General features: G+C 72.2%; 14 protein-coding genes. 11 read left to right on the top strand and 3 right to left on the bottom strand.

The window, feature by feature from the left end:
* Positions 1-178: 178 nt before the first annotated feature.
* Together ACFYXF_RS50745 and ACFYXF_RS50740 are read left to right on the top strand one after the other, a co-directional pair.
* A complete protein-coding gene (locus ACFYXF_RS50745) occupies positions 179-1306 on the top strand; it encodes an alpha/beta hydrolase (RefSeq protein WP_389361026.1) in 1128 nt (375 codons plus the stop codon).
* Between the two features lie 254 nt (positions 1307-1560).
* Positions 1561-2967 carry a hypothetical protein gene (locus tag ACFYXF_RS50740; protein ID WP_389361024.1) on the top strand — a complete coding sequence of 469 codons (1407 nt, stop codon included), beginning with the start codon at positions 1561-1563 and terminating at the stop codon, positions 2965-2967.
* A gap of 173 nt (positions 2968-3140) precedes the next feature.
* Here the strand turns inward: ACFYXF_RS50740 and ACFYXF_RS50735 are convergent, their stop codons facing one another.
* Positions 3141-3554 carry a VOC family protein gene (locus tag ACFYXF_RS50735; RefSeq protein WP_389361022.1) on the bottom strand — a complete coding sequence of 138 codons (414 nt, stop codon included), beginning with the start codon at positions 3552-3554 and terminating at the stop codon, positions 3141-3143.
* A 276-nt stretch (positions 3555-3830) separates the two neighbouring features.
* Between ACFYXF_RS50735 and ACFYXF_RS50730 the strand changes: the two genes are divergently transcribed.
* From ACFYXF_RS50730 to amaP, 9 genes are all read left to right on the top strand, one after another.
* Positions 3831-5429 carry an ABC-F family ATP-binding cassette domain-containing protein gene (locus ACFYXF_RS50730; protein ID WP_369033770.1) on the top strand — a complete coding sequence of 533 codons (1599 nt, stop codon included), beginning with the start codon at positions 3831-3833 and terminating at the stop codon, positions 5427-5429.
* Between the two features lie 352 nt (positions 5430-5781).
* Entirely contained in the window at positions 5782-6003 is a 222-nt protein-coding gene (locus ACFYXF_RS50725; protein ID WP_006123601.1) for a helix-turn-helix domain-containing protein, read from the top strand.
* Between the two features lie 122 nt (positions 6004-6125).
* Entirely contained in the window at positions 6126-6932 is an 807-nt protein-coding gene (locus ACFYXF_RS50720; RefSeq protein WP_369033769.1) for an enoyl-CoA hydratase/isomerase family protein, read from the top strand.
* Positions 6933-7395: 463 nt separating this feature from the next.
* A complete protein-coding gene (locus tag ACFYXF_RS50715; RefSeq protein ID WP_389361019.1) occupies positions 7396-8493 on the top strand; it encodes a pyridoxal-phosphate dependent enzyme in 1098 nt (365 codons plus the stop codon).
* A gap of 123 nt (positions 8494-8616) precedes the next feature.
* Positions 8617-9117 (top strand): Asp23/Gls24 family envelope stress response protein, encoded by a 501-nt coding sequence (locus ACFYXF_RS50710; RefSeq protein WP_389361017.1) that lies wholly within the window; start codon positions 8617-8619, stop codon positions 9115-9117.
* 53 nt (positions 9118-9170) lie between these two features.
* Complete coding sequence (locus ACFYXF_RS50705) at positions 9171-9356, top strand: hypothetical protein (RefSeq protein WP_389361015.1); 186 nt, start codon at positions 9171-9173, stop codon at positions 9354-9356.
* A gap of 54 nt (positions 9357-9410) precedes the next feature.
* Positions 9411-9761, top strand: coding sequence for an Asp23/Gls24 family envelope stress response protein (locus ACFYXF_RS50700; RefSeq protein ID WP_389361028.1), 351 nt, complete (start codon positions 9411-9413; stop codon positions 9759-9761).
* Positions 9758-10459 (top strand): DUF6286 domain-containing protein, encoded by a 702-nt coding sequence (locus ACFYXF_RS50695; protein WP_389361013.1) that lies wholly within the window; start codon positions 9758-9760, stop codon positions 10457-10459. Before ACFYXF_RS50700 ends, ACFYXF_RS50695 begins: the two co-directional genes overlap by 4 nt.
* A 6-nt stretch (positions 10460-10465) precedes the next feature.
* A complete protein-coding gene (amaP, locus tag ACFYXF_RS50690) occupies positions 10466-11044 on the top strand; it encodes an alkaline shock response membrane anchor protein AmaP (protein WP_389361011.1) in 579 nt (192 codons plus the stop codon).
* Positions 11045-11125: 81 nt separating this feature from the next.
* Here the strand turns inward: amaP and ACFYXF_RS50685 are convergent, their stop codons facing one another.
* Positions 11126-11881 carry an SDR family oxidoreductase gene (locus tag ACFYXF_RS50685; protein WP_389361009.1) on the bottom strand — a complete coding sequence of 252 codons (756 nt, stop codon included), beginning with the start codon at positions 11879-11881 and terminating at the stop codon, positions 11126-11128.
* A 5-nt stretch (positions 11882-11886) separates the two neighbouring features.
* The gene (locus ACFYXF_RS50680; protein WP_389361007.1) at positions 11887-13737 is read right to left on the bottom strand and encodes a glycoside hydrolase family 15 protein; all 1851 of its coding nucleotides are present in this window, start codon (positions 13735-13737) and stop codon (positions 11887-11889) included.
* Positions 13738-13778 lie beyond the last annotated feature (41 nt).

Genomic DNA, 13778 nt, shown 5'->3' with positions numbered 1-13778 from the left:
CCGCGGGGGGGGGGTGTGGGGGGCGGGGGGGGCGCGGGGGGGGGGGGGGGGGGGGGGGCCCCCCCCCCCAGAAGGATGGGACGGGTAGGGGCGGCGGGGGCGAAGAAACCCCCCACCCGCCCCCACCCGCCCCGTCCTCCCGCTGGCCCCCGAAGCACTCCACCCCGAGACTGGACCCGTGCGCCCAGTCACCGCGACGGCCGCTGCCGTCACCGCAGCCCTGGCGGCCGGCGCCGCCAGCGTCGCCGCCGGCCGCTACGCCAGCGACGCCGCCCTCAAAGCGCCGCCGGGCAAACCCCTGCCCACCGAACCCCGACTCACCGTGCACTCCACCGCGGCCGGCCGCGTCACCCTCACCCGCGCCCTGGCCTCCCAGCGCCCCGGCACCTACGGCCTCACCGGCGACAGCTCCCACGCGGTCGTCGGCGCCGTCCTGAACCACGCGACCCACTCCGCCGACACCGTCGTACGCCGCCTCGAACGGGTCACCCACGGCTCCCTGGAACCCCGCGACAGGGTCTGGCTCACCCCGAACGTGCACGTCGGCGACCCCGGCACCGCCCTCGGACTCGACCACCACGACATCGAGATCCCCGGCGAACTCGGCGCCCTGCCCGCGTGGTTCGTGCCCGGGGTGCGCACCACCTGGGTGATCACCGTGCACGGCCTCGGCGCCACCCGCGAGCACCCCCTGAACGTCCTGCCGTTCCTGCACCGCCAGCGCTTCCCGGTCATCGACCTCGCCTACCGGGGCGACCCGGGTGCTCCCCGGCCCCAGGACGGCCTGGGCCACCTCGGCGAGACCGAGTGGCGCGACCTCGACGCGGCCATGCGGCACGCCCTGAGCCACGGCGCCGAGCACATCGTCCTGTACGGCTGGTCCACCGGCGCCACCATGGCCCTGCGGGCCGCCGCCCACTCCGCGCTGCGCGACCGGGTCTCCGGGCTGGTCCTGGACTCGCCGGTGCTCAGCTGGGAGACCACCCTGCGTGCCCTCGCCACGGCCCGCCGCACCCCGGGCGCGCTGCTGCCGCTGGCGGTACGCGCCGCCCAGGGCCGCACCGGGCTGCACGGCGACCGCATCGACGAGGCCGCCGACCCCGCCCGGCTCACCGTCCCGGCCCTGATCCTGCACGGCCCCGCCGACACGATCGCCCCCTGGGCCCCCTCCCGGCGCCTCGCGGCCCGCCGCCCCGACCTGATCACCCTGCACCCGGTGCCGAACGCCCCGCACGGCGCGATGTGGAACGCGAACCCGGCGACGTACGAGGAAGCCCTGCGCCGTTTTCTGACCCCGCTGATGTAGCCGACGCGGCCCGCGCGGGCGATCCGGTTGGCGGGGCGTCGGGTGGCTCCGCCCGCCGCCCGCCCCGTGAAACACCTGGTCCGCAGCGCCCCGCCCATGTGCCGCCCGATCGCGAACCTGATTCCGTTTAAGGCTGGACCACTGGCTTGAACAGCCCCCTCGGCCCCTGCCGAAACCCCCTGCCTTGGCCAGCCCTGTGGCCCGCCGTGACATTCCGTTTGGGTTTTCGGACCGTCAACCGGAAGACTGCACCCGTGACGTCCCGTATCCCGCGCGACTCCAGGCTTCGACTCGTCCGCCCGCGACCCCTGGCCGCCGCCCCACGAGCGATGAACCAGCGGCGCTCGCGCCGCCCCGCACCACGTCCGCCCGAGGGCACACCGGCACCGTCGGAACTGGCCCGAATGGCTCGTTCCGGTCTGGCCGGCGCGGCCCGCGTCGCCCGCTGGGCCGACCCCACCCTGCGGCCCGGCCATGACGGCGAGACCTCCGACGGCAGGGGCACCCTGTCCGACGCCACCGCCGAACGGGCCGCCGCCGAACTGGGGCTGACCCCGGATCAGGTCCGCCACGACTGGGACACCGCCCGGCTCGCCGGCCTCGTCGAGGTGCACGGCGATGTCGCGCGCCCCGGCTGGCGGCTGCGCGCCTGGAACCGCGACGACAGCGCCGTACTGCGCGGCTGGGTCGCCCTCTTCGACGCCTGGTCGCTCGCCCACCCGGAGGCCGCGGACCACGAGCCCGCCGCCGTCGCCGAGGTCGTCTCCGCGATGCCCCAGGTGCTCTCCTTCCTCCAGCTGTCCGCGGGGCCCGTCCCCATGGAGCAGCTCCTGGACCTCCTGGAGCAGCGGGTCACGGAACTGCGCACCGAGCGCTGCGAGATCCCGTACGGCCCCCAGCCCGAGCCGCTGCCCCAGCAGCCGGAGGCCGGCGCCGTCGACACCCCGCTCGCCCCCCTCCTCGACTGGGCCCTGCACGCCCTGGCCTCCGTCGGCGCCCTCACCTACGGCGACGGCCATGCCACGCTCACACCGCTCGGCAGCTGGGCGGTGTGGGTCAAGCTGGAGCAGATCTGCGTCGCCGCGCAGAGCCCGGCCGGCAACATCGAGCAGAACGCCGAGGACATGCTGCGCGGCTGCTCCCAGCTGCGCCCCAACGCGGCCCGCGCCGAGTACCGCGCCTGGCTCGCCGCTCGCCCCGTCGGCAGCGCCGTCGCCGAGCTGCTCGACGCCGCCCGGGGCGAGGACGCCCTGCTGCGCGGTCTCGCCTTCGAGGCGCTCCGCGTGGTCGGCGGCCCCGCCGAGCCGGATGTGCGCGCGGTGTCGGAGAAGACCCCGCTGCGGCCGTACGCCCTGCTGTGGCTGGCCGAGCACGACGGGATCGACCCGGAGGACGCCCACGAGGTGCTCACCCGCGAGGAGGCCACCTGGATGTGGGTCGACACCGCTGCGGCAGTCGCCGACCATGGCGAGGCGCCGCTCCTCGTACGTCACCTGGAGTCCGCGGTGCAGCCCACCATCCCCGCGCTCCTCGACGAGGTGCGCGCGGTGGGCCACCCCCGCACCGTCCAGGTCCTGGTCGCCCTCGCCGCCGCCCACCCCGACCCGGCCCTCGCCAAGGCCGTACGCCGGGCCGCCTTCCAGGTGCACACCGGAGGCTGAAGGCTCCGCCGGCTGTGCGGTTCGGCTGCCGCGGGCCGGTACAGCCCGGCCGGGCCCTCCCGGTGGAGCCACGCACGCCACGGCCGCCCGCCCTCTCGGGGGCCGCGGTGGTGCACCGGGCTTCCACGAGGCCGCTCAGCCCTGCCGCCCGGCGGCCTCGGGAAGGGACGGGATCAGGCCTGTATCTCGGGCGCGTACGTGCCGAAGCTCCAGATGTTGCCCTCGGCGTCGCGGGCCATGTAGTCGCGCGAGCCGTAGTCCTGGTCCGTCGGGGGCATCAGGATCTCCGCGCCGTGTTCCACGGCCTGCTGGTGGTGTGCGTCGACGTCGTCCACGACGATGTACACCCCGCACGGGCCCGCGCTCTTCATCGCCGTGTCGAAGACACTGCCGGTGCCCTTCGAACCGAGCATCACCGCGCCGTTGCCCTGCACCAGCTCGGCGTGCAGCACCTTGCCGTCCTCCCCCTCGTACACCGACGCCTCGGTGAAGCCGAAGGCCTCCGTGAGCTGCTTGATCGCCGCCTTCGCGTCCGCGTACACCAGCGTCGGATAGATGCTGGGACGCCCGCCGCCCGTGCCTGCCATGCCCATCACTCCCTCGCACCGGAACCGGAGACCGGAAGTCGGAAACCGGGAATATCAGCTGCGGCCAGTCTGGCACCGACCACTGACAACGCCCTGCCCGGAAGCCCGCCGAGAGGCCCGCGGGGAAGATCGCTCCCGGCTCGAACACCAGAACGCAGGAAAAGTGCTTGCACGACCCCGTTAGACTGGCCCTCATGGCCTGTCTCCTCGCGCATTAGACGGCGGGAACGCCCTCAGCCGTCCACCCCGCCAACAACCCTGCCCTGGAGTCTGTCCGTGATCTCCGCCTCCGGTATCGAGCTGCGCGCCGGCGCCCGTGTCCTCATCGAGTCCGCCACCTTCCGTGTCGCCAAGGGCGACCGCATCGGTCTGGTCGGCCGCAACGGCGCCGGCAAGACCACCCTCACCAAGGTCCTGGCCGGCGAGGGACAGCCCGCCGGCGGCACCGTCACCCGCTCCGGCGAGGTCGGCTACCTCCCGCAGGACCCCCGCACCGGCGACCTGGACGTGCTCGCCAGCGACCGCATCCTCTCCGCCCGCGGCCTGGACGTCCTGATCCGCAAGATGCGGGAGAACGAGCAGCGCATCGCCAACGGCAGCGGCGCCACCCGCGAGAAGGCCCTCAGGCAGTACGAGCGCCAGGAGACGGAGTTCCTCACCAAGGGCGGATACTCCGCCGAGGCCGAGGCCGCCACCATCGCCGCCGCGCTGAGCCTGCCCGACCGCGTGCTCGGCCAGCCGCTCCATACGCTCTCCGGCGGTCAGCGCCGCCGTATCGAGCTGGCCCGCATCCTGTTCTCTGACGCGGACACGCTCCTGCTCGACGAGCCCACGAACCACCTCGACGCCGACTCGATCGTCTGGCTGCGCGACTACCTGAAGACGTACCGCGGCGGCTTCATCGTGATCTCCCACGACGCCGACCTCGTCGAGACGGTCGTGAACAAGGTGTTCTATCTGGACGCCAACCGCTCCCAGATCGACGTCTACAACATGGGCTGGAAGCTCTACCAGCAGCAGCGCGAGGCCGACGAGAAGCGCCGCAAGCGCGAGCGGCAGAACGCCGAGAAGAAGGCCGCCGCCCTGCACTCGCAGGCCGACAAGATGCGCGCCAAGGCCACCAAGACGGTCGCCGCGCAGAACATGGCCAAGCGGGCCGACCGGCTGCTCGCCGGGCTCGACGCGGTCCGGGTCTCCGACAAGGTCGCCAAACTGCGCTTCCCGGAGCCCTCGCCCTGCGGCAAGACCCCGCTCATGGCGGAGGGCCTGTCGAAGTCGTACGGCTCACTGGAGATCTTCACCGACGTCGACCTGGCCATCGACAAGGGCTCCAGAGTCGTCATCCTCGGCCTCAACGGCGCCGGCAAGACGACCCTCCTGCGGCTCCTCGGCGGCGCCGAGAAGCCGGACACCGGCGAGGTCATCGAGGGCCACGGGCTCAAGCTCGGCTACTACGCGCAGGAGCACGAGACTCTCGACCCCGAGCGCACGGTCCTGGAGAACATGCGCTCCGCCAACCCCGACCTGGACCTGGTCGAGGTCCGCAAGACGCTCGGCTCGTTCCTGTTCTCCGGCGACGACGTCGACAAGCCCGCAGGCGTCCTCTCCGGCGGCGAGAAGACCCGCCTCGCGCTCGCGACCCTCGTGGTCTCCTCCGCGAACGTGCTGCTCCTCGACGAGCCGACGAACAACCTCGACCCGGCCAGCCGCGAGGAGATCCTCGGCGCGCTGCGCACGTACAAGGGCGCCGTCGTCCTCGTCACCCACGACGAGGGCGCCGTCGAGGCGCTCCAGCCGGAGCGGATCATCCTGCTGCCGGACGGCGTCGAGGACCTCTGGGGAGCCGACTACGCGGACCTGGTGGCCCTCGCCTGACGGGCACGGTCATGTGATCGAATCGCTGATCCACTCCATCTGGATCATTCGGCCGATCCGTGATCCATCATCTGTGTGAGATCTCCTCATACCGAGGTGTGTCCTACATCCATTTCACGGCCGGGCCCTTCATCGACAAGGGCCCGGCCGTCGCACGTTCCTGACCAGGCAATTCGCGAAACAACTCGTTCGGCCGTACGGACAACCCACTCCGGAATTACTAATTCCGCTTGTGGGGATGCGCTCCTGTCGTCAAAACCATGTCTCACGGACCTTGCCGAATGGGTGGCCATGAGGCGCTTGAGGGGTGATCATGAGAGGACCAGAGCGCACTTCCCATGAGGAGGCACGGGTGGCCGAGACTCTGAAGAAGGGCAGCCGGGTAACCGGCGCCGCGCGCGACAAGCTCGCGGCAGACCTGAAGAAGAAGTACGACTCCGGTGCGAGCATTCGAGCGCTGGCCGAAGAAACCGGTCGCTCGTATGGCTTCGTCCACCGGATGCTCAGCGAGTCGGGCGTCACGCTCCGTGGGCGGGGCGGGGCGACCAGGGGCAAGAAGGCCGCTTCGGCCTGACCCCGACGACTCGTCGGCTTCGATGGTGGCCACCCGGTCGGTCGGCTGACCGGCCGGGTGGTTACTGTGCAGTCACTTGGCTCTACTCGGCTCTGCTGACCGCACACATCGGAGGCGCCCCCATGGCTTCGCCCGAAAAGGACCCCCTCGGTCCCGTACTCGACAAGGACGGCGTCCGGCTCACCGTCGACGACTCGATCGCCACGGTGACGCTGACCAACCCGGCCAAGCGCAACGCCCAAAGTCCTGCTCTGTGGCGGGCGTTGGCGGAGGCCGGGCGGTCACTGCCGGGCACCGTGCGCGTCGTCGTGCTGCGTGCCGAGGGCAAGTCGTTCTCGGCCGGACTGGACCGACAGGCGTTCACGCCCGAGGGGTTCGACGGCGAGCCGTCGTTCATCGACCTCGCGCGCAGTGACGACGCCACGCTCGACGGCACCATCGCCGAGTACCAGGAGGGCTTCACCTGGTGGCGACGGAGCGACCTCGTGTCCATCGCCGTCGTCCAGGGGCATGCCGTCGGCGCGGGCTTCCAGCTCGCGCTCGCCTGTGACCTGCGCGTTGTCGCCGACGACGTGCAGTTCGCCATGCGCGAGACCAGCCTGGGCCTGGTCCCCGACCTGACGGGCACCCATCCGCTCGTCGGCCTGGTCGGCTACGCCCGCGCGCTGGAGATCTGCGCGACCGGCCGCTTCGTCGCGGCCGAGGAGGCCGTGAACACGGGCCTCGCCAACATCGCCGTACCGGCCGAGCGGCTCGACGACGCCGTACGCGATCTGTCGACCGCGCTGCTCGCCGCGCCCCGCGACGCCCTCATCGAGACGAAGGCGCTGCTGCGCGGCGTCCAGGGCCGGACGTACGACGAACAGCGCACCGCCGAGCGCGCCGCACAGGCCCGCCGGCTGCGGGACCTGGCGGGCGTCGGCGACTGATCCTCCGGCACGCGCGGGTGAGGGCTGGTCCTGGACGTGCAGGCGGGCACGGACACCGGGGGCCTCCGGCACGCGCGCGGGTGAGGTTGGGACATGCCGGCGGTGCCGAGGACGGCGACGAACCTCCGGCCCGCGCGCGGGTGAGGGTTGGGACATGCCGGCGGTGCCGAGGACGGTGACCGAACCCCCGGCACGCGCGCGGGAGAGGGGTTCGACCGGCGTCTGCCCGGGACACCGGCCGGTGTCCTCCCCTCACCCGCGCGCGGGTGAGGGGAGGCTCGGCGTATAGGCCCCCAGAATCAGGGTCGGCTGTCCACCCGCGCGCGGGTGAGGCGAGGGGTTCTGCCCGTCGGTAGTGGCCCTTCACCCGCGTGTCCGCGGCAGCGGGGTGTCGTCCGCGCTCACCGTGCTCCGGCCGGGGAAGCGGCCCGCGAGGTGGGTGTGCCGCACTACCGTCGGCACGGTGACCGTCGCCCAGAACCCCGCCCTGCGCTCCCTCGTCTGCCTCCGCTGCGGTGCCCGCCACCCCGTGGCGGACCTCCCGCGTGGCTGCCCGACCTGCCTTGCCAACGGGACTCCCGCCAACGTGGCCTGCGTGTACGAACCTGCCAAGGGCGCGTCCGGCGTACAACTGCCGTACACCGTGCCCTTCACCCTCGGTGAGGGTCGGACCCCGCTGTTGCGCGCCGACAACGACCTGGACGTCGATCTGCGGCTCAAGTGGGAGGGCGCCAACCCGACCGGCTCGCACAAGGACCGTTTCAGCGCGCTCGCCGTCGCCCGCGCCCTGCACGCCGGCTACCGGGCCGTCGCGGCGGCCTCCTCCGGCAACGCGGGCGTGTCCCTCGCCGCCTACTGCGGACGCGCCGGTCTCGGCTGCGAGATCGCCGTCACGGACGACATCCCCGTACGCGTCTCCACCCTGATGCGCGACCTCGGCGCCCATGTCGTCTCCTTCCCCCGGGCGGCGGCGCGGTGGCGGCATCTCGCCGCGCATGTGGGCTCGCCGACCGTGCTGCCGGTCACCAACTTCCAGCTGCCGCCGGTCGGCAGCAGCGCGTTCGGCATCGAGGGCTACAAGACGCTCGCCGTCGAGATCCTCACCGATCTGGCGGGCGCCTGGCCGGACTGGGTGGTCGTCCCGACCTCGCGCGGTGATCTGGCCTGGGGCATGTATCTGGGCTTCCGCGAGGTGTGCGGGGAGCGCCCGGTGCCCCGGCTGTGCCTGGTCGAGCCGTATCCGAGGGTGTCGGCCGTCCTCGACGGCGCCGATCCGCACGGCGACTTCCCGGGCGCGACCGCCGTGATGCCGTCCCTCGGGGGCAACTCCGTGGCGCTCCAGGCGGTGGAGGCCGTACGGCGTTCCGGCGGGCGGGCGCAGGTGGTGGACGACGACACGGTGACCGCCGAGACCCACCGGCTGTGGCGCACAGGACTGCCACTCGAACCGAGCAGCGCTGCGGCCCTGGTGGCGGTCGCCGACGCGCGTGTCTCCGGGGCGATCGAGCCCGGCTCACTGGTGGTGGCGGTGGCGACGGCCCACGGCCTGAAGGGAATGTGACCGACACCGGGCCACTGTCCGGACGCGCCCCCGCGCTTCGCCTGCCTGCCACATCCCCGGCGCGCGTCCGTCGGACCCCGCCTACTGTGGATTGTGGAGGACGACCGAAAGGGATGTACGGCGATGACCGACACGACCCCACGGAAACGGCCGGAGCAGCCCGAGAGCGAGGGCGGAGGCCCGACGCCCACCCAGCTCCGGAAGACGAACGTCACCAAGCGCGGCGGCGGCGACCCGGCAGAACGGGGACGCACCACGATCGCCGACGGAGTCGTCGAGAAGATCGCCGGGCTCGCCGCCCGCGATGTCCTCGGCGTGCACGCCATGGGCAGCGGCTTCTCCCGGACCTTCGGCGCGGTCCGCGACCGGGTGCCCGGCGGCGCCTCGAAGTCCGCCACCCGCGGCGTGAAGGCCGAGGTCGGCGAGGTGCAGACCGCCCTCGACCTGGAGATCGTCGTCGAGTACGGCGTCTCGATCGCCGATGTCGCCCGGGCCGTACGCGAGAACGTCATCGCGGCCGTCGAGCGCATGACCGGCCTCGAAGTCGTCGAGGTCAACATCGCGGTGACGGACGTGAAGCTGCCCGAAGAAGAGGAAGAAGAACTCGAACCCCGTCTGCAATGACGGATTCGGGGCATCGGCAAAGGGACTGGGAAGGAACCGGGAAGGCAGGCAGCATGAGCTTCGCCGTCATCGGCATGATCGCCGGAATGGCGCTGGGATTCGCCGGATACTTCGGCGGCTTCGGCGCGTTTCTGCTGGTGGCCGCCCTGGGCGCCCTCGGCTTCGTCGTCGGCCGGTTCCTGGAGGGCGACCTCGACCTGGGCGACTTCTTCCGCACCCGCGACGACAAACGGCGGTGAGGTCCTGTGACCGAGGAGCAGCCCGGGCAGACACGTACGCCCGGTACGGCCACGATGGCGGTGCCGCCGGGCGAACGCGGCGCCACCCGGATCGCCGACCGCGTCGTCGCGAAGATCGCCACGCAGGCGGCCCGCGAGGCGCTGGCCGGACTGCCCCCGGACGCGGTACCCCCGCACGCCACGGTCGTCGTCCACCACGACAGGGCCCGCGTCCGCGTGAGCCTCGAACTCCCGTACCCCTCCGACATCGGTGACCAGTGCGCGACGGTGCGTCGTCGGGTCGCTTCGCGGGTAGAGGCATTGGCGGGAATGGAGGTGCCGGAGGTCGCCGTCGAGATCGAGCGGCTGCACCTGGCACAGACGCACGGCGTGACACCGGGGAAGGCACGGGGGAGGACGCGATGAGCGAGCCCCAGGGCTCCGACGGCTCGGACAGCACCCAGCGACTGCCGGTACTGGAGAAGACGAGCGACACGGCGGCCGACACCACCGGACTGGGACAGTCCTCGTCAGCCGCCGCCTACGACCCCCTGCCCACCCTCGCCGCCGGGGAGGACAGGAACGGCCGCTTCTGGTCGGCGCGCAGAGTCCCCGCGACAGTCCTCGCACTGCTCCTGCTCGTCGGCGCGGGCGCGTTCCTCTACGACATCACCGCGGTACGGGCCGACCGCCCGGCCATGAGCTGGCGGAAATCGCTGGCCAGGCAGCTCGCGGAACGCCCGCTCGACGACACCTGGGTCCTGGTCGGCGCCGGGATCGCCGTCGCCCTCGGCGCCTGGCTGCTGATCCTCGCGGCCACGCCGGGCCTGCGCGGTGTCCTGCCGATGCGGCGCACCCACGTGGACGTCCGGGCGGGCCTGCACCGGGCCGCCGCCGCGATGGTGCTGCGCGACCGGGCCGTGGAGGTGTCCGGCGTGCAGTCGGTCCAGGTCAGGATGACCCGCACCAGGGCCGACGTCCGCGCGGTCTCCCACTTCCGCGAACTCGACGACGTACGGGCCGACCTGGACGACGTGCTCGCCGACGCGATCAGGGGCCTCGGCCTGTCCCGTCCGCCAGCCCTGTCGGTGCATGTCGGCCGCCCCGGCCGGAAGAAGGGGTGAGGACGGATGCAGCGCATCGTCAACCGCGTACTGCTGGGACTGGCAGGCCTGGCCCTGATGGTGACCGGCGGTTCGGTCCTCGCGATCGGCCTGGGCGGCAGCTGGCCGACCTGGTGGATCCACGACGACAAGAAGGACGTCCTGCTGAGCAACGCGGAACGCACCCACTACCGGGACGCCGGCTGGTGGTGGCCGACGGTACTCGCGATCCTGGCCGTCCTGGTCCTGCTGTCCCTGTGGTGGCTGGCCGCGGTCCTGCGCCGACGCCGCCTGACCGAGGTCCTGGTCGACACGGGCGACGGCGAGGGCGCCCTCCTGCGAGGCCGGGCCATGGAGAGCGCGGTCGCGGGAGAAGCGGCCCGCCTGGAGGGCGTGGCGCGGGCCCAGGTAACCCTGACGGGCCGCCGCACGGCCCCCGAGGCCCGAGTCCAACTCCTCCTCCAGCCCCACGCGGCCCCGGGCGACGCGGTGGTCCGCCTCACAGCAGAGGCCCTGACAAACGCCCGCGACTCGGCAGGCCTCAAGTCACTCCCGACAGAGGTAGACCTGAGGGCGGTAAAACACCGCGCGGAGAGGGTCAACTAGCAATCAGGGGCGAGGGAATTTGCCTAGGGGCGCGGGGAACTGCGCGACCAGCCCCCACGCACCCGCAGTCAAAAACGGCGCTCAAAACCCGTGCCGCATCCCCCCGTCAACAGGCACCATGACCCCGGTCAAATAGCTCGCCGCAGGCGAAAGCAAAAACGCGGCGGTACGCCCGAACTCCTCCGGCCTCCCATACCGCCGCAACGGAATCCGCGACTCATTGGCGACCCGAGTCGCCTCAGGGTCAGCCGACAACCCGTCCAGCTCGCGCACGCGATCCGTATCGATCCGCGCAGGCAACAACCCCACCACCCGAATCCCCCGAGGCCCCACCTCGTCCGCGAGCGACTTCGCAAACCCCGCAAGCCCGGGCCGCAGCCCATTGGAGATGGTCAGCCCAGGAATCGGCTCGTGCACCGACCCCGACAGCACGAACCCGACGACCCCACCCGCCTCCAACTCCGCCACCGCCGCGCGAGCGAGCCGCACCGCCCCCAGGAACACGGACTCGAACGCGGCCGTCCACTGCTCGTCCGTGCTGTCGGCGACGAACCCGGGCGGAGGCCCGCCCACGCTGACGAGGATGCCGTCGAAGCGCCCGAAGTGCTCACGGGCCGTCGCGACGAGCCGCTCCGCGGCCTCCGGGTCGGAGTTGTCCGCGGCGACACCCACCACCCCCGGGCCCAGGGCGGCGGCGGCCTCCGCGACCGTCTTCCCGTCCCGCCCGGTGATGACCACCTTCGCGCCGTCGGCGACGAGTTCGCGCGCGGCGGCGTTGCCCAGCCCACGGGTGGCTCCGGTGACGACGTACACCCGGTCCTTCAGTCCAAGATCCATGGTCCCTATCCTGCCTGGCCCCCGCCGTACAGGGCGAGGGCCGTGTTGACGAGCCCGATGTGGCTGAACGCCTGCGGGAAGTTGCCGAGCTGCCGGCCGGCGACCGGGTCGTACTCCTCGGCCAGCAGCCCCACGTCATTGGTGACACCGACCAGCCGTTCGAACAACTCGCGCGCCTCCTCCGTACGGCCGATCATGTGCAGCGCGTCCGCCAGCCAGAACGAGCAGGCCAGGAAGACACCCTCGTCACCGGGCAGCCCGTCGACCACGGGACCGTCCGTGCTGTAGCGGCGGACGAATCCGCTGTGCCCCAGCTCGTCGCGGACGGCGTCGACGGTCCCGACGATCCTCGGGTCGTCCGGCGGCAGGAAGCCGACGCGGGGCAGGAGGAGTACGGCGGCGTCGAGTTCGCGGGAGCCGTAGAACTGGGTGAACGTGTTGCGCTCCGGGTCGAACCCGCGTTCGCACACCTCCTGGTGCACCTCGTCGCGCATGGCCCGCCAGCCGTCGATGTCGCCGTCGCTGAGCTTCGGGTTGAGTTCGAGCTGACGCACCGCGCGGTCGGCGGCCACCCAGGCCATCACCTTCGAGTGCACGAAGTGCCGGCGTGGTCCGCGCACCTCCCACAGCCCCTCGTCGGGCTGCCGCCAGGTCTTCCGCAGGAACTCCATGAGCGCGACCTGCACCCGCCACATGTGCGGCTTGGACGGCAGTCCCGAACGCCGGGCCAGCGCCAGCGAGTCGATGACCTCGCCGTACACGTCGAGCTGGAGCTGCCGTACGGCCGCGTTGCCGATCCGTACCGGGGCCGAGCCGCCGAACCCGGGCAGCCAGTCCAGCTCGAACTCCGGCAGTCGGCGCTCACCGCCGAGCCCGTACATGATCTGGAGGTCCGCCGGGTCGCCCGCGACCGCGCGCAGCAGCCAGTCACGCCAGCACTCGGCCTCCTCGTGATAGCCCACCGACAGCAGCGCGTTCAGGGTGAGCGTGGAGTCGCGCAGCCAGCAGTAGCGGTAGTCCCAGTTGCGTACGCCGCCCAGCTCCTCGGGGAGCGAGGTGGTGGGGGCGGCCACGATGCCGCCGGTCGGCGCGTACGTCAGCGCCTTCAGGGTGATCAGCGAGCGCACCACGGCGTCCCGGTGCGGCCCGTCGTACGTACACCGTGCCGACCAGGCCTCCCAGTCGGCGACGGCAGTGTCCAGCGCCTCGTACGGGTCGACGAACGGCGGATGCTCCTCGTGCGAGGGATGCCAGGTCAGCACGAACGCGACCCGCTCGCCCTCCGCGACCGTGAATTCCGAGTACGTGGTGAAGTCCCGCCCCCAGGTGCGCACTCCTTCCTCGGTGCGCAGCCACACCGCGTCCGGCCCGGCGACGGCCACCCGGTGTCCGTCCTTCCGGCGCATCCACGGCACGATCGACCCGTAGTCGAAGCGCAGCCGCAGTGTGGAGCGGACGGTCACCTCGCCGCGTACGCCCTCGACGATCCGTACGAGATCGGGGGCCCGGTGGCGCTGCGGCATCAGGTCGGTGACGCGTACCGCGCCCTCGTCGGTCTCCCACTCGGTGTCGAGGACGAGGGTGCCGGGCCGGTAGGCGCGCCGGACGCATCGGTCGGCGCCCTCGGGGGCGATCCGCCAGTGCCCGTTGCGTTCGTCGCCGAGCAGCGCGGCGAAACAGGCGGCCGAGTCGAAGCGGGGCAGACAGAGCCAGTCGACGCTGCCGTCCATGCCGACGAGCGCGGCGGTCTGGTGGTCGCCGACGAGGGCGTAGTCCTCGATACGAGGGATGTGGGGATCGCGGTGGTTCCGGTGAGGGTGCACGTCGGGCGGGTTCCCTGCACACGGCATGCGCATTCGGGCGCGAACGTCCCGTCCCTCGCCGAGAGGTCTCGATT

This window comes from Streptomyces sp. NPDC002680, assembly GCF_042889145.1.
GTDB lineage: Bacteria > Actinomycetota > Actinomycetes > Streptomycetales > Streptomycetaceae > Streptomyces > Streptomyces adonidis.
Note: the sequence above shows the minus strand (reverse complement) of the source record. Positions and strands in the feature narration are given on the sequence as shown.